This is a genomic window from Exiguobacterium sp. s142, from assembly GCF_018618455.1.
Lineage (GTDB): Bacteria > Bacillota > Bacilli > Exiguobacteriales > Exiguobacteriaceae > Exiguobacterium > Exiguobacterium aurantiacum_A.
Window position 1 is genome coordinate 94,539 of record NZ_JACSMB010000006.1, and the last position, 17,186, is coordinate 111,724.

Sequence of the window (17,186 nt, forward strand, 5' to 3'; positions counted from 1 at the left end):
CCCTTAGTCCATTAATTGCTCGAGGTAGCGCTCGAACGGAACGTTCGCTTTATGAACGTTCGTCGCATGGTCTACCCCGATATATCGTAAGTGCCACGGTTCATACATATAACCGGTTTCCGCTTCGTAAGCACGTTGGTAACGGACGATAAACCCGTACTTGTGTGCATTATCGGCAAGCCACTTGCCCTCTGTCGTCTGTTCAAGCTCTTGCGTCAGTTGATAACCGACTGATGCGCTCGAGACGTCGATCGCGAGCCCTGTCTGATGCTCTGAGTGTCCCGGAGGCGCCGAGTACTTCATGGCCTGCTCCTTGCCGTCACGCGCGACGTAGGCGTTGAACAACTGCACTTGATACGCATACGTCCGGAACGCGCTCGTCCCTTTCAAGTCAATCCTGGCCGCTTTCGCGTCCTTCATGAGTGACTCGATGGCACGGGCCGCTTCTTTACGCAACATTCTACGCTCACCGGTCGCCGAATCGACGAAATCGATGTTCGCTGGCACCAAATCGGCCGGTTGATAATCACTCGGCAAGGCAATCTGTTTATTGACGAGGACGAGTGCGTCCAACTCAAGGTTTGCTTGCCCGTTCAATTCGATCGGTTGACTCGGGTCGTCCGGTTCGGCCACTGGTTCTTCCTCGACCGGCGGCTCTGGTTCGGTCGCCGGTTGTTCGTCCTTATCCGTTTCGGCCGGCTCTTCTGCTTCCGGAGCTGGCTCTGCCGGTGCCGTCTCGTTATCAGTCGGCGTTTCCGCCGGCTTCTCCGTGTCAGACACGGTCGGTTGTTCTATCGGTTCGTTCGGATCAGCTTGTTCGCTTGTCGTACATCCCACTAACGTGAGCGTCAAGGCGCAGCACACCATCAACATAGATGGTTTTCGCATGCGATCTTCCCCTTTCTTCATACAAAAAATACCGTCAAGATATGATACCACACTGACGGTACAAAGGAACGACTGTTATTGAACCGGGCTCAAGACTTTCAAATACATATTGTGCCATGCCGGGAATTCCCGGTCGAGCCGGATCGGTTTGAAATCGCCGCGCTTCACGACGACATGCGTCGTCTTCGCGGTCCCGACCAAATCATTGTTTTGGTCGGTCAACTCATATCCGTAGACGGTACGGATCTTCGAATAACTGTCGACCCAGACACGCACGTTGACCGTGTCTCCGAACGTGACGCTCTTCTTATAGTCGACCGTCACGTTCGTCACCGGCGACACGAATCCGGCCTGTTCCATGTCTTTATATTCCACTCCGAGTTGTCGTAACAACTCGGTTCTCGCGATCTCAAGGTAGACTAAATAATTCGCATGATAGACGATCCCCATCATGTCCGTCTCTTGGTATCGTACAGGAATCTGAATCGTATGCATCAAATCGCCCTCTTTTCAGTATACAGTATATTATAACTTACTATTAATATCTACTACTAAAATCTGATTTAACTCGCTATCTTCGGCGTTCTCGGCGATGAGCCGGTACGATTGCCGGGCGATCGCCTCATCGACGAGCGACAGCGCTGTCCGTGCGTTCGGTTTATCTGCATGCTTCAGTCGTTCGGCCAGTGCAGCTTCGACACCGTCCCCGAACGCATAACCGAACTTCTCGGCATAGCTGTTCGCGATTTGGGAAAGTTGGGCGAGTGAATAGTCGTCGAACTGAATCGTTCGTTTGATCCTACTGCTCAGTCCTGGGTTCGAATCGATCAACCGGCGCATCGGCGCCTCATAGCCCGCCAAAATGACGACGAGGTTCTCCCCGTGCTTCGGCATCTCGTCGACGAGCGTATCGATCGCTTCGCGTCCGTAGTCGTTCGGACCGCCGTTCAAACTGTACGCCTCATCGATCAGCAATACCCCGCCGAGCGCGTCGCGGATGGCTGCTTTCGTCTTTTGAGCCGTCTGTCCGACGTAGCCGCTGACGAGGTCGGCACGGCTGACGACTTTCAAATGTCCCCGTTTCAAGTAGCCAGTCTTCTTCAACAACTGAGCGTACACGTGCGCAAACGTCGTCTTGCCGGTACCGCTGTTGCCGACAAGCGCGGCGTGAAGTTGGACCGGAGCCGTCTTCAGCCCGAGCTCGCGCCGCCGTCTTTGAATCGTGATCAACGCCTCGATCTCCTGAAGCTGTCGTTTCGCTTCTTCCATCCCGATCATGTCATCAAGCGTCGGAGCCGTGCCATCTTCGCTCGTTGCCTCTTCAAAGTCGAGCTCTGTCAACAAAGCCATCTCATCGAGCGGGGCGTCGGCACCGAAACGAGATCCTTTTTTGAACATCGCATCGAGCAAGATGTTATGGACGGTCCGGGCGTTCCCGAACGTCGCATCGACTCGTTCCCGGTCAATCCGGGCGATGAGGGCGCGCTTGGCATCGGTCGTCAGTACATAGTTGTTCTCTTCGGCCACTTTCTCCCCGATCGCGACGAGCTCTTCGTCGCTGTAGTTCGGCAGCTCGTAATGGTTCGATTCAGGGAACCGCGACCTGAGTCCTGGATTCGCGAGTAAGAAGTGGCGCATCTCTTCCGGATAACCGGCCAGGATGACGACGAACTTTCCGGCATATTCCCCGCTCGTCATCGCGGCGACGAGTGTGTCGATTGCCGCTTGTCCATAATCGCTCCCGCTCGCATCTTGCCGTTTGAGCGCGTATGCCTCATCGATGAACAAGACGCCCCCTTCGGCTTCCTTGACTTTATTCATGACTTGTTCTTCCGTCTGGCCGACGAAAGCACCGACAAGGCTCGAACGGTCTGCCTCGATAACATCGGGCCGTCCGAGAAGACCGAGCTCGAAATAAATCTCGGCCATGAGCCGGGCGAGCGTCGTCTTGCCGGTACCGGGGTTCCCTGTGAAGACGAGATGGAGCGATGGTTGATGTTTCGACGAGAAACCGGCCTTGTCCCGTTCTTTTTGGAACAACAAGAACCGATACCACGCTTTTACCCGCTGCTTCACTTCCGTTAGACCGATCATCGACTCGAGCGACTCGATCGCACTCGAACGGACCTCCCGTGGACGTTCCGGCAACAGCTCGCAAATCGCATCGATCCGTTGTTTGACGAGACCGACCCGCTCACCGAAACGACGGAACGCCTCCCGGCTGAAGTAGTTGCCTTGCATCGACGCGAGCAGTGACGCGGTGTCGTCTTCGAGTGACGCGACTTCTTGCATCGCTTCGATGACGACCTCGAACAAACGCTCCAATTGATCTTTGAACTCGGAGTCCCGCAGATCTGACTTGGCCCGTTCGATTTCGTCGTGTAACCGATCGAGCTGATCGAGCAGTTCGGACGTCTTCGCTTCGTACTCGGTCAAAATTTGGACTTTCATCGAGGCGTAGTCGGCTTCGCGAAGAGTCGGCCAGTCGACATGGAGCGATTGCCTGAACCGGCGCAACTTCTCATTCAGTTGGCTGACCCTCAGTTCGGCCGGTAAAGCGCCGAGCGACTCGAGTTCCTTCACCCAGCGATTGAGGAGCGGATCGATCGTTTGGTTGTGCTGCAACCGTCTCGTCGAAAGCAGTGTCAACGTCCGGATCAACTCGTCGTTATGCTCTGTCGCACGCGACCAGTGGGCATAGGACAAGAGCGCCGCTTCATCGACCTTGTTGCCTTGTTCCCACCGTTCCAAGTCATGTTGAACTTGTTCCAAATGGATCTGTTTCATAAAGTTCTCCCTTTCAGACGACAAAGGAGCCGACGTCTCAGTCTGCTCCTCGTCGGGTTATAGTGCTTCAAAAGAAGTCATGCGAATTGAGTGGAACAAGTTCCCGTTGTTGCGTGACTCAGCAGCGAGCAGAATCCGTTCGTTCACATCGACGTAATATGTCACCGCTTCCTCATTTTCGTCTTCGTCGAAGATCGATGGGTATTTCTCGACCCACTCCGCAGGTACCGCCTCGGCGGATTCCGTTTTGACGAACGCCTGAGCTGTCCGACCGATGATATTGACGTCACCTTCACCCGTGCCTAGCGTCCCGTCATCAAGCCACTTGCGAATCTGTTCGTTCGTCGCCCGCGACAAGAACGGATGGGGGGCGACTGCACCCGAACTCGTCTCTTGACTGTTCGTTTCGTCGCCTTCCGGATTGAACTCACGGTACATCGTGCCATCCCATTCGGCCCGGGCACCGGCGTTCGGTCCCGATACGACCTCGGATACGAAATGTCCGTTCTCATCGTACGTGACGAGGTAGTTGCGAACTTCGAGTGTCTCCCCGTTTTCCGGCAACTTCTTCTCTTCATAGCCGATTTCGACGGACGTATAGAACGGTTCGGTCCGATTCTCACGACCATTGTCATCATCATCATTCAAGTTGGTGACCAAATAAAAATTATAAGCGAGCAGAGCGCCGACGATGAGGATACCGGCAAAAATGATCCAACTGAGCCGCTTTTTCACTTCTCGTTTCATAACATGCCCTCCCAATATTCTTCACTTACTATCCTACACTAGCGAGGGTGCCATGCAAAACATTTACAACTAAAAAAAGGGCCTCGACTGAGACCCTATAATTTTATCCAAGTTTATCTTCATCACGCTTATAGCTTTCAATCCACTTATCCCGTTCGTCCGGTTCATCGGCCAAGTCCTTGAACAAGGCGACGATCATCAGAATCAGCACGAAGATGAACGGGAAGGCGACAAGGATCGCGACGGCTTGAAGCGCGCCGAGACCACCCGCATATAAGAGCACGGCTGCGATCGATGATTGGATGAAGCCCCAAATCAACTTGATCCGCATCGGCGGGATGAGTTTCCCTCCTGTCGTCAACATCCCGAGCACATACGTCGCCGAGTCGGCTGATGTGATGAAGAACGTCGAGATCAAGAAGATGGCGACGATGCTGAGCACCGTCCCGAATCCACCGAACGTCTCGAACAAGGCGAACAGTCCGACTTCCGTTCCGATCTCGTTGACCGCGTCGATCAAGTTCGCCCCGCCGAACAAGTCAGCCCAAATGGCCGATCCGCCGAAGACAGAGAACCAAAGCAGTCCGAACGACGTTGGCACGAGCAAGATTCCGATGATGAACTCGCGGATCGTCCGACCTTTTGAGACACGGGCGATAAACGTCCCGACGAACGGTGACCATGAGATCCACCACGCCCAGTAGAAGATCGTCCAGCCGTTGATCCACTCGCGCTCGACCGGTTCAAAAGCACCCGTTCGGAAGCTCGTCGTCGGCAATTGTTGCAAGTACGTCCCGATCGTCTGCGTGAACAAGTCGAGAATGAACGCGCTCGGTCCGGCGATGAGCGTCGCAACGAGCAAGACGATGGCGAGGAAGATGTTCGTGTTACTGAGAATACGAATCCCTTTATCTAATCCGGTCGAAGCGCTGAGCATATACAGCACCGTCACGACAGCGATGATGATCAACTGCGTCGAGAACGCGTTCGGTACGCCCGGAATTAAGTAGTGAAGCCCACCGGCAATCTGCTGGGCACCGAATCCAAGCGACGTCGCGACCCCGAACGCTGTTGCGACGACGGCCAAAATGTCGACCGTCTGTTTGACCGGACGTTCGTAGCGGTCATTGACGAGTGAACCGATCGTCTCCCCGATCGTCGCCGGACGCCCTTTGCGGAACGTCGAGTAGGCGATGGCGAGAGCGATCATCGCATAAATCGCCCATGGGTGGAAGCCCCAATGGAAGAAGGCGTAACGCATCGCCGTGCGCGCATCACCTTCCGGCGTCGGCGACTCGAACGGTGGCGCGTGGAAGTGAAGCAACGGTTCCGCCGCTCCCCAGAAGATGAGACCAATTCCCATCCCGGCACTGAACAGCATGGCGAACCATGTCAAATATCCAAAATCTGGTCGGTCTGTATCTTTTCCGAGCCGGATCGACCCGAAGCGCGAAAAGATTAAAAAAATCGCGACGAGTAAAATCCCGGTCGCGCTGAGCAGGTAGAACCAGCCCATCCCGTTCGAGAGCAAACCTTGCAGTTTCGTCGTCACGTTGATCAAGCTTGCGTTTCCGAGCAAGCTTTCAGGGAAGATTCCCCAAATCGTAAAGAGGACCGTAATGATGGCTGATACGATAAATACGGTCGTCACTCGACTTTCTCTTTCCATAATCTCACTCCTATTCAATTTTCTTATTTTCATATACGTTTTCCACCCTAACACAGTTTACAATCTCGGCACAACCCGAAAACGTGTTCGCTCGTGTCACGATGAAAAAAGTGACGATGGAATCTCGTCACTCGGTCGACTTCGGTTCTAACGATACGATCAACGTCTCATCGACGACGTAATAGGGCCGTTTTGGCAACACTTTCAAATAGCCGCCTTCACGCAGACGCGTCAAATCAAGTTGCGCCGTCTGTTGGAATTTACGTAGCGGTAATTTTTTTTCTTGCTCGAAATATAAGTCGAGCGCCCGCTGCACCTGGTCCATCTCATAGACGACGTCACGCTCGTCCTCTGGGGCGATGTGGAACGTCTCTTTTGACATGTAAAACCGCTGTCTTGGCTTGCCTGGCAAGTGACGTTTCAAACGTCCGAGATCGATCTCTTGGGACTCGTCCAACAGCACCGTCCGGTTGACCCCTTTCGGTAACGTCTGTTCATACTCATGAATGGCTTCTCGTAGCTGCGGCAACGTGATATCGACTTCTTGCTCGACCACGTCTTCTTTTTGCGTCAGACGCTGCCACCAATTTTTACCTGACCGTGTTTGTCGCTCCATACACTCCCCCCTCTCCCCGTTCCTTTCCCGTTATCTTTGACCATCTCACCTTATATTCGCATATTCACGAAAAAAACCTTCCTTTTTTCAAAGGAAGGTCTGACGCTTATTTCAATTTGTTACGGAGGACCATCTGGAGGATCCCGCCGTGACGGTAGTAGTCGATCTCAATTTCCGAGTCGAAGCGGGCGACGACTTTGAACGCTGTCACCGTGCCGTTTTCATGCGTGGCCGTGACGTTCAAGATGTCGCGCGGACGTACCGACTCATCGACTTGGATATCGAGTGCCTCTTCGCCTGTCAGTCCGAGTGATTCCGCAGACTCACCGTCCATGAACTGAAGCGGTAACACACCCATCATGACGAGGTTTGAACGGTGAATCCGTTCGAAACTTTGGGCGATGACGGCACGAATACCGAGCAGGTTCGTACCTTTGGCTGCCCAGTCACGCGACGAGCCCATGCCGTAGTCGTTTCCGGCGAGCACGATCAAGCCTGTGCCCTGCTCTTTATATTTCATAGCCGCATCATACATCGGCATGATCTCACCTGTCGGCCAGTACGTCGTGTACCCGCCTTCTGTGCCAGGCGCGACTTGGTTACGGATACGGATGTTCGCGAACGTACCGCGCATCATCACTTCGTGGTTACCACGACGCGACCCGTATGAGTTGAAGTCGAGCGGCGCGACGCCTTTCGACTGCAGGTATTGCCCAGCTGGTGTCGTCTTCGAGAACGCTCCTGCCGGCGAGATGTGGTCAGTCGTAACCGAATCGGCGAACTTACCGATGACACGAAGACCATTAAGTGGGAGCACAACGCCCGCTTCCGGTTCGAGGTTTTCGAAGAACGGCGGGTTTTGGATGTACGTCGAGTCGTCCGAGAAGTCGTACAAGTTACCTTCTGGGACGGCGAGTGCGTTCCAACGTTCGTTGCCCGTGAACACCGTGTCGTACTCTTTACGGAACGCTTCCGGCGAGACGACGTCTTGAACGACCATCTTGATCTCATCGTTTGACGGCCAGATGTCTTTGAAGAAGACTTCGTTGCCGTCTTTATCCGTCCCGAATGATTCGTTCATGATGTCGAAGTTGACCGATCCTGCGAGCGCGTAAGCGACGACGAGTGGCGGTGACGCCAAGAAGTTCGCTTTGACGAGCGGATGGACGCGGCCCTCGAAGTTACGGTTACCCGAGAGGACAGACGACACGAGAAGATCGTTCGACGTGATCGTCTCTTCGACTTCGCGGTCGAGCGGCCCAGAGTTCCCGATACATGTCGTACAGCCGTAACCGACCGTGTTGAACCCGAGCTGGTCGAGGTACGTCGTGAGTCCGGCTTTATCGAGGTAGTCAGTAACGACTTTCGAGCCCGGGGCGAGCGACGTCTTCACGTATTTCGGTACCGTGAGTCCACGTTCGACGGCTTTTTTGGCCACGAGGCCAGCGCCGACCATGACGTAAGGGTTCGACGTGTTCGTACAGCTCGTGATCGCCGCGATCGCGACGTCACCCGTCTGCATGTCGACCGATCCATCCTCATAATGGATGGCAGCTTTCTTGTCGAGCTCGGCACGGTCGAGACCGAAGCCGCTGTGTCCGGCCGGTGCGCTCAAGCTGTCGATGAACGCCGTATGCAAGTCAGACAAGTTGATGCGGTCTTGCGGACGTTTCGGGCCTGCGAGTGAAGGTTCTACTTTAGACAAGTCGAGCGTGAGCGTCTTTGTGAACGCCGGATCGGCTTGATCAGGTGTGTAGAACATGTCGTTCGCTTTCGAGTACGCCTCGACGAGGTCGATCAACTCTTCTGAGCGACCTGTCGTACGCATGTAGTTCAACGTTTCCGTATCGACCGGGAAGAAGCCGCAAGTCGCCCCGTATTCAGGCGCCATGTTGGCAATCGTCGCCCGGTCAGAGAGCGGCATCGTGTGGAGCGACGGTCCGAAGAACTCGACAAACTTGCCGACGACTTTCTCGTTACGGAGCATCTCGGTCACGACGAGCGCGACGTCTGTCGCTGTGACACCTGGGTTGACCTCACCGATGATCTTGACGCCGACGACGTCTGGTACCGGGAAGTACGACGGTTGTCCGAGCATGCTCGCTTCGGCTTCGATTCCGCCGACGCCCCAGCCGAGGACACCGAGTCCGTTGATCATAGTTGTGTGCGAATCCGTTCCGACGAGTGAATCTGGATACGCGACATTACCTGTCCCATCATTCTTTTCAAGCACGACCGACGCCAAGTACTCGAGGTTGACTTGGTGGACGATTCCCGTTGCCGGTGGTACGGCACGGTAGTTGTCAAACGCAGTCTGCGCCCAACGCAAGAATTTGTAACGCTCTTCGTTCCGCTCGAACTCGATGTCCATGTTTTTCATGAGCGCGCCGGCGAATCCGTAGGCATCGACTTGGACCGAGTGGTCGACGACGAGATCGACCGGGATTTCCGGGTTGATCTTGTTCGGGTCGCCACCAAGGTCAGCCATCGCTTTACGAAGTGAAGCGAGGTCGACGACCGTCGGGACACCCGTGAAATCTTGCAAGACGACGCGAGCCGGTTTGAACGGTACGTCAATGTCTTTCGAGACGCCGGCAGTACCCCATTTTGCCAAGTTCTCGACATGTTCCTTCGTGATGGCACGGCCGTCTTGTTGACGCAAAACTGATTCGAGCAAGACACGAATCGAGTACGGGAGGCGACTGAGTTCCGTCACCCCTTCTTCCTCTAACTTTTTAAGCCGGTAATAATCGTACGCTTGTCCGTTGACCTCGAACTGTGTCCGAGATGAAAAAGCGTCTACTACGTTCGTCTGTTCCATACAATTTCCCCCTTTTTGAAAGCGACGACCACAGCAGTTGCCGTAATCGCTTACTTATCACATGTTTATCATAATACAACTATAGCGCGACGTAAAATACATTCCGTCACAAATTAGTCATAAGTAAAACTTATCATTTACTCCAATCGTCTCAAAACACGAAAAAAAGACGGCCATCTAAGGCCGTCTTTACAATCTAGCTTATTCGGCACCGATCTCGACATTGACATCGAGTGCGTCGACGAGCGTCAACTCATCTTCATAGCGTTCTTTGAAACGGTCAAACGTGAACTCGTTGGCGAACAAGAACACAGGGCGTTCCCAACGGTCGGTCACGAGCATGTTCCGTGAGTCTTGGAACGGCTTGAGCGCCTTCAATTCTTTGTCCTTCACCCAACGAGCGACACTATACGATACCGGCTCCATCCGGATGTCGACCCCGTACTCGTTATTGAGACGATATTCGAACACCTCGAACTGGAGTTGACCGACCGCGCCGAGATAAATCTCGTTATACTCGTTGCGGTACACTTGGATCGCTCCTTCTTGGGCGAGTTGCTCGACACCTTTGTGGAAGTGTTTCGACTTGAGCGAGTTGATCGGCGAGACGCGCATGAACAATTCCGGCGGGAACGTCGGCAACGCCTCGAACGCGATCTTTTGCTTCGACGTCGTGATCGTGTCACCGATCTGGTACGTCCCAGAATCGTAGATCCCGATGACGTCACCGGCAAACGCCTTATCGACAGTCTCCCGGTCGTTGGCCATCAACTGCGTCGATTGACTCAGTTTGATTTTCTTGCCGGTCCGCGTCAACGTGACGTCCATTCCCCGTTCGAACACACCCGAACAGATGCGGACGAAGGCGATGCGGTCACGGTGGGCCGGGTTCATGTTCGCTTGAATCTTGAAGACGAAACCACTGAAGTCTTCAGACGTCGGGTCGATCGGACCGACGTTCGATTTACGGGCCTCTGGGGCCGGCGACATATCGAGGTAGTGGTCTAAGAAAGACGTCACCCCGAAGTCGACGAGCGCCGTACCGAAGAAGACAGGTGTCAACTTACCTGATTGGATCGCCTCGACGTCGATGTCGTTGCCGGCACCGTCTAACAGGTCGATCTCGTCGCGCAAGTTCGTCAAGTTTTCTTCTGTCAAGTAGTTGGCGAGCACAGGATCGTTGACCCCGTCCTCGTTCAACGTGAGCTTGCCTTTCTCGCCACGGAACAAGTGGATCTCGTTCTTGATACGATCGAACACACCTTCGAACTGCATCCCGCTGCCGATTGGCCATGTGACGGCGACCGAAGGCATACCGAGCACTTCTTCAAGTTCTTCCATGAGCTCGAGCGGATCTTTTGCCTGACGGTCCAACTTGTTCATGAACGTGAAGATCGGGATACCCCGCATACGACAGACTTGGAATAATTTCTTCGTCTGTGTCTCGATCCCTTTGGCGGCATCGATGACCATGACCGCGCTGTCGACAGACGTCAAGACGCGGTACGTGTCTTCTCCGAAGTCGTTGTGACCCGGCGTGTCCATGATCGAGACGACCTTGTCGCGATAGACGAACTGCATGACAGACGACGTGACAGAGATGCCCCGTTGTTTCTCGATTTCCATCCAATCGGACTTGGCGTGTTTTGAGTTTTTGCGGGCTTTGACCGTCCCCGCCTCGCGGATCGCTCCCCCGTGTAAGAGCAATTTCTCCGTGAGTGTCGTCTTACCGGCATCCGGGTGGGAGATGATGCCGAAAATGCGGCGTTTCTCTACTTCTTGTTTTAATTGGTTCATATATTGTCCTTTCCCTTCCAGACTTTCAACTTCATTCTCATTTCTGACTGCAACGCTCTCTATTCTAACGAAACGGCGTCGTTTCGTCCATCATTATGGGATGCTCATGCTTTTGTATTCACGGTCTTTTTTGTATACTAAGTTTGAATGATTGTGAAATGAAAGAACGGGGGAAAGACGATGCCAGAAAACTTGATGATGTATTTCATTGTCTTCTGGGGATTTGTGATGATCGGGTTGATGACGATCGGCGGATACTTCATGTTCCGTAAGTTTTTAAAACGGATGCCGAAAGAAGACGGCCGCTCTCTCCTAGATATCGAGGACGATTACATCGCTAAGACACGCCACCTGTGGACGCCCGAGACACGGACGCTACTCGATCGGCTCGTCACACCAGTGCCTGAGCTGTTCCGCGATGTCGCCATTCGCAAGATCGCCGGCAAGATCGGACAGTTCGCGCTCGAATCGAGAGCGAAAGTGATGACGACGGAACTCGTCGTCAAAGGATATATCGCCGCCACACCGAAGCGGGACCACAAGTTTTTGAAGAAAGCGCTCGAAGAAGAGCAAATCGATTGGATGACTTATAAGCGTTATTTCCAACAGTGAAGATTCGAAAAACAACGGCATACCTCGCTCGAGGTATGCCGTTGTTTATGTCGTCGCGATGCGCTTATATTTTTGATACATGGCGATCCGCCACGGCACGATCATGCCCCAGGCGATCAAATAGAACAAGCCGCCCGTCGCGAAAATGTTGACCTCATCGCCGAGGAACGCTTTCATGACCGTCCTGATCGCGAGTAAGGCGAAGACGACGATGAAAAACGCTTTCGAGCGGGATAAATAAACCTCACCATCACGTTTTTCAAAATTGGACGTCTTGATCAAAAAGATACTAAAAATCAAGCCTACGACAAGCGCCTCACCGACTTCGAGCCATGTCAGACGAAAAGCCGGCACTAAAAATTGAAGCATGCCCGTCGACATCGCGAGCGGTGGAATCAAGATTTTTTTCGCATTCGTCGGTCGGGCCGATGCCTTCACGCGAACGAAACTCGCGATGACCCCCATCAGCAGTGCGACGAGAGTCGATCCCCAAAATATCGACATATGGTCAGCCCCTTTAGAATCCGGTGAATCCCACTAGTTCGCTCATCCAGGCAGCGAAGCGGTTCATTCCATCAAAATATAATACGACTCCGAAAGCCATCATCAAATAGCCTCCGAACTTTGTTACTTTCGCGCTGTTGCGCGCCAAATATTTGATTTTGCCGACGAAGCCGGCCATGACGAGAAACGGGATCGAGAACCCGATGACGTAAGCGAGCATATACCCCATGCCTTGGCTCGGGTTAGACGCAGCCAGTGCGATCACCCCGGCGAGAATCGGTCCTGTACACGGCGTCCATCCGGCTGCGAACCCGATTCCAATCAACACGGTCCCAAAATACCCGCTCTTCCGTTCTCCAAGTGCGAGTTTCTTTTCGCGCATCATGAAGCGCGGTTGCCATAGCCCCGCTAAAAAGACCCCGAACACAAAAATAAGGATTGCCCCGAACATGCGTAGACTATCTTTAAATTGAATGAAGAAGTCGGCGATCAACGAAGTTGATAAACCGAGGACGAGAAAGACGATTGAGAATCCGAATAAGAATGAGAACGTATGAAACCAAGCCGTCCGTTGCCGGAGCCCTTCGCTTTTCAAGTCAGAGACAGATACCCCTGTGATATACGACAAAAAGACCGGATAGAGCGGCAGCGTACACGGTGATAAAAAAGACAAGACGCCCGCCCCAAAAGCGAGCCATAAAGTGACTTCCATGCGTTTTTCCACCTTTCAGCCCCATTATAGCGAAAACCATTTCAAAATGCTCGCATCTTTTCTCCGTCCACTTCTTCCGATTTTGTAATCATTGAAATGGAAATGTAACTTGTGATGTGTAGTGTTGAATGCTAAGATTTGGATATTCTACTTCACCAGGTTCTATTTTAATATGATGGGGGAAATACCGTGGCGGTCATCACAGCTGAAACCTTACACTATGCCATTGAACAAAAACGCGATGAACTGTATGAAATCGCCTCGCAGTACAGTTGGACGTCTCCAGAAGTGATTCATGTCAGCCAAGAGCTAGACACGTTAATCACGTCTCACGTCCTCTCGAAACACCTAGCAGACAACTTAAATTGATCATCAACTCCAGCTCGTCACTTTCTAGTGACGAGCTTTTTCCATGGAAAAAGGACACCCCCACGGGTGTCCTTTGTAAATTATGACATCAGACGTTGTCCTGACTGTAACTCGTACATTTTTTTGTACAATCCATCATGCTTCAACAAGGCCTGATGATTGCCCCGTTCGACGATCTCGCCGCGATGTAAGACAAGAATCAAGTCGGCATCCTGTATCGTCGACAAGCGGTGGGCGATCGCGATCGTCGTTCGTCCACGACGCATCCGGTCGAGGGCGAACTGTACCCGCTCCTCCGTCTCCGTGTCGATCGAGCTCGTCGCCTCGTCCAAAATCAGGATTTTCGGATCACGGGCGACCGTTCGGGCGAAGGCGAGCAACTGCCGTTCCCCGCTCGAGAACGTCGCTCCCCGTTCGCCGACTGTATGACCATACCCCGTCTCGAGTTTTTCGATGAACGTATTGGCTTGGACAAACTCCGCCGACTGGCGTACTTTATCGGAATCAACTGTCGGGTTGAACAATTTTAAATTATCTTCGATCGTGCCGCTGAACAGGAACGGGTCTTGCAAGACGAGACCGATCTTATCGCGAAGTTCCACTTCCTCGAACTGCTCGAGTGGGTGTCCGTCGATGGTGATCCGTCCCCCTTCATACGGATAAAACCGAGTGAGCAAGTTGATGATCGAGCTTTTCCCGCTCCCCGTGTGACCGACGAGCGCGACCGTCTCACCAGGCTTGGCGACGAACGAGATATTCTTCAAAACATCGACTTCCCCGTCATAACTGAACGTGACATCGTCAAACCGCACTTCTCCTGCCTCGATCGCTGCCTCGCCAGAGAGACTTTTTCCTGGCGCCGGTTCATCGGTGTCGAGCACTTTGAAGACGCGGTCTGCCGAGACGACCGCTTGTTGGAATTCACTCAGCCGTTGCATGATATCGAGCACGGGGCGGAAAATGCGCTCGATGTAACTGATGAACGCATAGACGACCCCGACTTGAACTTGTTCCGTCATCGACAGGAAGCCATAGTAGCCGAGCAAACCGATGATCGAGAACGCAAGCAACAGCTCGATGATCGGGCGGAGCAACATACTATCGAGCTTCAAGTTCTTGAAGCGCGCTTCTTGATGCGCCTCGTTCGTCGCTTCGAACTGACGGACGAGACGCTCTTCTTGACGGAATTGTTGAACGATACCCATACCGTTGATCGACTCGCTCAACTGCGCGTTCAGTTGCGATAACAAATCACGGACTTGGGCAAAGTATTTAGTCGAGTACCGGCGATACGCCCAAATGATGAGCCAAAACAACGGGAGGAGGACGAGCCCGATCGTGGCGAGCGTCGGCTCTAAAATGTACAGGAAGATGTACGTCCCGAGCAATTGAACGCCCGACTGGACGAACGTGCTCATCACGCCGACGTACAACTCTTTCACCGCTTCCGTGTCGTTCGTGATCCGGGAGACGAGCACACCCGCCGGCGTCCGGTCGAAATAGGCGAGACGCAGCCCCATCACATGGCGGAAGATGTCCATTCGAATATTTTGGACGATTTTAAGGGCGATCTTCTGAAACGCAATCGATTGTAAATAGTCGAAGATGACGGCTGAAATGTGTAACACCATATAGACGACGAGCAGCGTGACGATCCAATTCGTCGGATAGACGCCCGGTGTCACGAACTCATCGATGAACACTTTGATTAAAAATGGTCCGGCAAGCTTCGCTCCCGTCGCAAGAAGCAAAAAGACGAAGGCGAGGCTGAGCGGCCGGCCGTATCGTTTCGTATAGGCCAATAACCGCTTGATGACCACCCATTCTTGAATATCATGCTTCATGGTGGCCCCCTCCTTCCACGATCGCCTCAAGTTGTTGGCGGTCGTACGTTTCTTTGTACCAGCCCGGTTCTCGGATGAGATCGTTGTGTCGGCCTCGCTGAATGACTTGGCCGTCAGCGAGTACGAGAATCTCATCGGCATGCTCCACTGCCGACAGACGGTGGGCGACGATCAATCGAGATTGCTCCGGATTGCCGACACGGAAATGTTCGATGATGGCTTCTTCCGTCTTCGCATCGACGGCGGACAACGCGTCATCAAGGATTAATAGATCGGCTTCGATCATAAGCGCCCGGGCAATCGAAATACGTTGCTTCTGTCCCCCCGAGAGCGTTACGCCGCGTTCACCGACGAGCGTGGCATACCCTTCCGGCAACCGTAAGATGTCGTCATGCACTTCGGCAATCTTGGCAGCTTCCATGATCTCATCCATTTTTGCTTCCGGTTTTCCGAAGGCGATATTGCTCGCAATCGAATCCGAGAACAGGAAGTGGTCTTGCGGGACGAGGGCGACTTTATCTAGTAGAAGTGATTTTTTGACTTGACGAACATTGACGCCGCCGATTTTGATTTTACCGTCGGTCACGTCATATTCCCGAGTCAACAATCGAACGATTGTCGTCTTACCAGAACCGGTCCGACCGACAATCCCGAGTGTCTTGCCATGCTCGATCCGGAACGTGACATCACGTAGCACGGTCGTATCGTCATAACGGAACGAACCGATATCCGCCTCGAGCTCGGAATGATCCAGTTTCGTCGCCGCCATCGGGTCGTCTTGAATCTCCGGCTTGATGGCGAGCATGCGCTCGATCCGGTCGTACGAAGCCCGACCACGTTCGACGATATTGAACAACCAACCAAAGGCGAGCATCGGCCAAGTGAGCAGACTAAGATAAGCGGTAAAGCTGACGATTTGACCGATCGTGAGCTCGCCTTGTTCAATCAAATAGGCCCCGTAGCCGATCGACAATATGTAAGATAATCCGACGATCCCGAAGATTGTCGGGTCGTACAAGGCGTCAATTTTAGCGACACGAACGTTTTTTGCCATGACTTCATCTGACAACTTCTCGAACGATTCGACGTCGTGGTCGACTTCCCCGGTCGATTTCAAGACGCGAATCCCACTCACACTCTCCTGAACCTTGTCATTCAATTCGGAAAATGCCGCTTGGGCGACACCGAACCGGCTATGGAGCATCTTTCCATATCGTGTCGTCAAAATGACCATGATCGGCAGCGGCAGTAAAGCGACGACCGTCAGCTTCCAGCTGATCGTCGTCACCATCGTGATGATGACGAACGTACCCATCGTAACACTGTCGACGAGCGTCAAAATACCCGCCCCCGCCGTCGTCGAGACAGCCTGGACATCGTTCGTCGCGTGCGCCATCAAATCGCCGACACGCGACTTTTTATAAAACCGTTGATCCAAATCCGTGAAGTGACGATACAATTGGCTCCGGAGCAGGCGTCCGAGCCGGATCGAGGCCCCGAAAATGAAATAACGCCAAAAAAAGCGCGCCACATAGTTTCCGATCCCGACAGCCGCAAGGCCTCCTAACAGCATCCACAGCAAGTCCGCTTCGAGCGAACCTTGGTTCATCCCATCGATGACTCGGCCGATGATGCGCGGCGGTATGAGCTCGAGTGCGGCGACAAACATGAGCAAGACGATACCGACTGCATACGTCCGCCATTCGAGCCTGAAGAACCAAGCTAATTGTTTAAATACACGAATCTGAAACGCCCCCTATATCTTGAAATAAGACTATTCATTTATGGTAGCGAAAGTTTGTTCGATTGTCGAACAAAAG

14 protein-coding genes are annotated in these 17,186 nt (G+C 53.2%); 2 read left to right on the forward strand and 12 right to left on the reverse strand.

The annotated features are described in order from the left end of the window. Positions 1–3: 3 nt before the first annotated feature. From KNP77_RS07665 to KNP77_RS07700, 8 genes are all read right to left on the reverse strand, one after another. Positions 4–888, reverse strand: a complete 885-nt coding sequence (locus tag KNP77_RS07665; protein WP_251138979.1) for a M15 family metallopeptidase — start codon at positions 886–888, stop codon at positions 4–6. 75 nt (positions 889–963) lie between these two features. After that, positions 964–1,383: an acyl-CoA thioesterase gene (locus KNP77_RS07670; RefSeq protein WP_071397620.1), complete on the reverse strand. Its 420-nt coding sequence runs from the start codon at positions 1,381–1,383 to the stop codon at positions 964–966. 30 nt (positions 1,384–1,413) lie between these two features. After that, the gene (locus KNP77_RS07675; RefSeq protein WP_214889900.1) at positions 1,414–3,675 is read right to left on the reverse strand and encodes an AAA family ATPase; all 2,262 of its coding nucleotides are present in this window, start codon (positions 3,673–3,675) and stop codon (positions 1,414–1,416) included. Positions 3,676–3,732: 57 nt separating this feature from the next. Next, positions 3,733–4,422, reverse strand: a complete 690-nt coding sequence (locus KNP77_RS07680; RefSeq protein ID WP_071397622.1) for a hypothetical protein — start codon at positions 4,420–4,422, stop codon at positions 3,733–3,735. A 103-nt stretch (positions 4,423–4,525) separates the two neighbouring features. After that, positions 4,526–6,091, reverse strand: a complete 1,566-nt coding sequence (locus KNP77_RS07685; protein WP_214889902.1) for a BCCT family transporter — start codon at positions 6,089–6,091, stop codon at positions 4,526–4,528. Positions 6,092–6,218: 127 nt separating this feature from the next. Next, positions 6,219–6,707 (reverse strand): DUF3939 domain-containing protein, encoded by a 489-nt coding sequence (locus KNP77_RS07690; RefSeq protein ID WP_131463629.1) that lies wholly within the window; start codon positions 6,705–6,707, stop codon positions 6,219–6,221. A gap of 106 nt (positions 6,708–6,813) precedes the next feature. Further along, the gene (gene acnA, locus KNP77_RS07695; RefSeq protein ID WP_214889905.1) at positions 6,814–9,528 is read right to left on the reverse strand and encodes an aconitate hydratase AcnA; all 2,715 of its coding nucleotides are present in this window, start codon (positions 9,526–9,528) and stop codon (positions 6,814–6,816) included. 201 nt (positions 9,529–9,729) lie between these two features. Beyond that, positions 9,730–11,325, reverse strand: coding sequence for a peptide chain release factor 3 (locus tag KNP77_RS07700; RefSeq protein WP_131439727.1), 1,596 nt, complete (start codon positions 11,323–11,325; stop codon positions 9,730–9,732). Positions 11,326–11,505: 180 nt separating this feature from the next. Between KNP77_RS07700 and KNP77_RS07705 the strand changes: the two genes are divergently transcribed. Then, positions 11,506–11,937: a DUF2621 family protein gene (locus KNP77_RS07705; protein ID WP_070327153.1), complete on the forward strand. Its 432-nt coding sequence runs from the start codon at positions 11,506–11,508 to the stop codon at positions 11,935–11,937. A 45-nt stretch (positions 11,938–11,982) separates the two neighbouring features. On the opposite strand, the gene KNP77_RS07710 is transcribed toward KNP77_RS07705, so the two are convergent. Both KNP77_RS07710 and KNP77_RS07715 read right to left on the reverse strand, forming a co-directional pair. Continuing rightward, the gene (locus tag KNP77_RS07710; RefSeq protein WP_174545499.1) at positions 11,983–12,441 is read right to left on the reverse strand and encodes a CcdC family protein; all 459 of its coding nucleotides are present in this window, start codon (positions 12,439–12,441) and stop codon (positions 11,983–11,985) included. Positions 12,442–12,454: 13 nt separating this feature from the next. Next, positions 12,455–13,153, reverse strand: a complete 699-nt coding sequence (locus KNP77_RS07715) for a cytochrome c biogenesis CcdA family protein (protein ID WP_016510637.1) — start codon at positions 13,151–13,153, stop codon at positions 12,455–12,457. A gap of 189 nt (positions 13,154–13,342) precedes the next feature. On the opposite strand from KNP77_RS07715, the gene KNP77_RS07720 reads away from it, so the two are divergent. Next, the gene (locus KNP77_RS07720) at positions 13,343–13,522 is read left to right on the forward strand and encodes an aspartyl-phosphate phosphatase Spo0E family protein (RefSeq protein WP_070327150.1); all 180 of its coding nucleotides are present in this window, start codon (positions 13,343–13,345) and stop codon (positions 13,520–13,522) included. An 80-nt stretch (positions 13,523–13,602) separates the two neighbouring features. On the opposite strand, the gene KNP77_RS07725 is transcribed toward KNP77_RS07720, so the two are convergent. After that, positions 13,603–15,366: an ABC transporter ATP-binding protein gene (locus KNP77_RS07725; protein WP_214889907.1), complete on the reverse strand. Its 1,764-nt coding sequence runs from the start codon at positions 15,364–15,366 to the stop codon at positions 13,603–13,605. Next, positions 15,356–17,110 carry an ABC transporter transmembrane domain-containing protein gene (locus KNP77_RS07730; protein WP_214889977.1) on the reverse strand — a complete coding sequence of 585 codons (1,755 nt, stop codon included), beginning with the start codon at positions 17,108–17,110 and terminating at the stop codon, positions 15,356–15,358. Before KNP77_RS07730 ends, KNP77_RS07725 begins: the two co-directional genes overlap by 11 nt. Between the last annotated feature and the right edge of the window lie 76 nt (positions 17,111–17,186).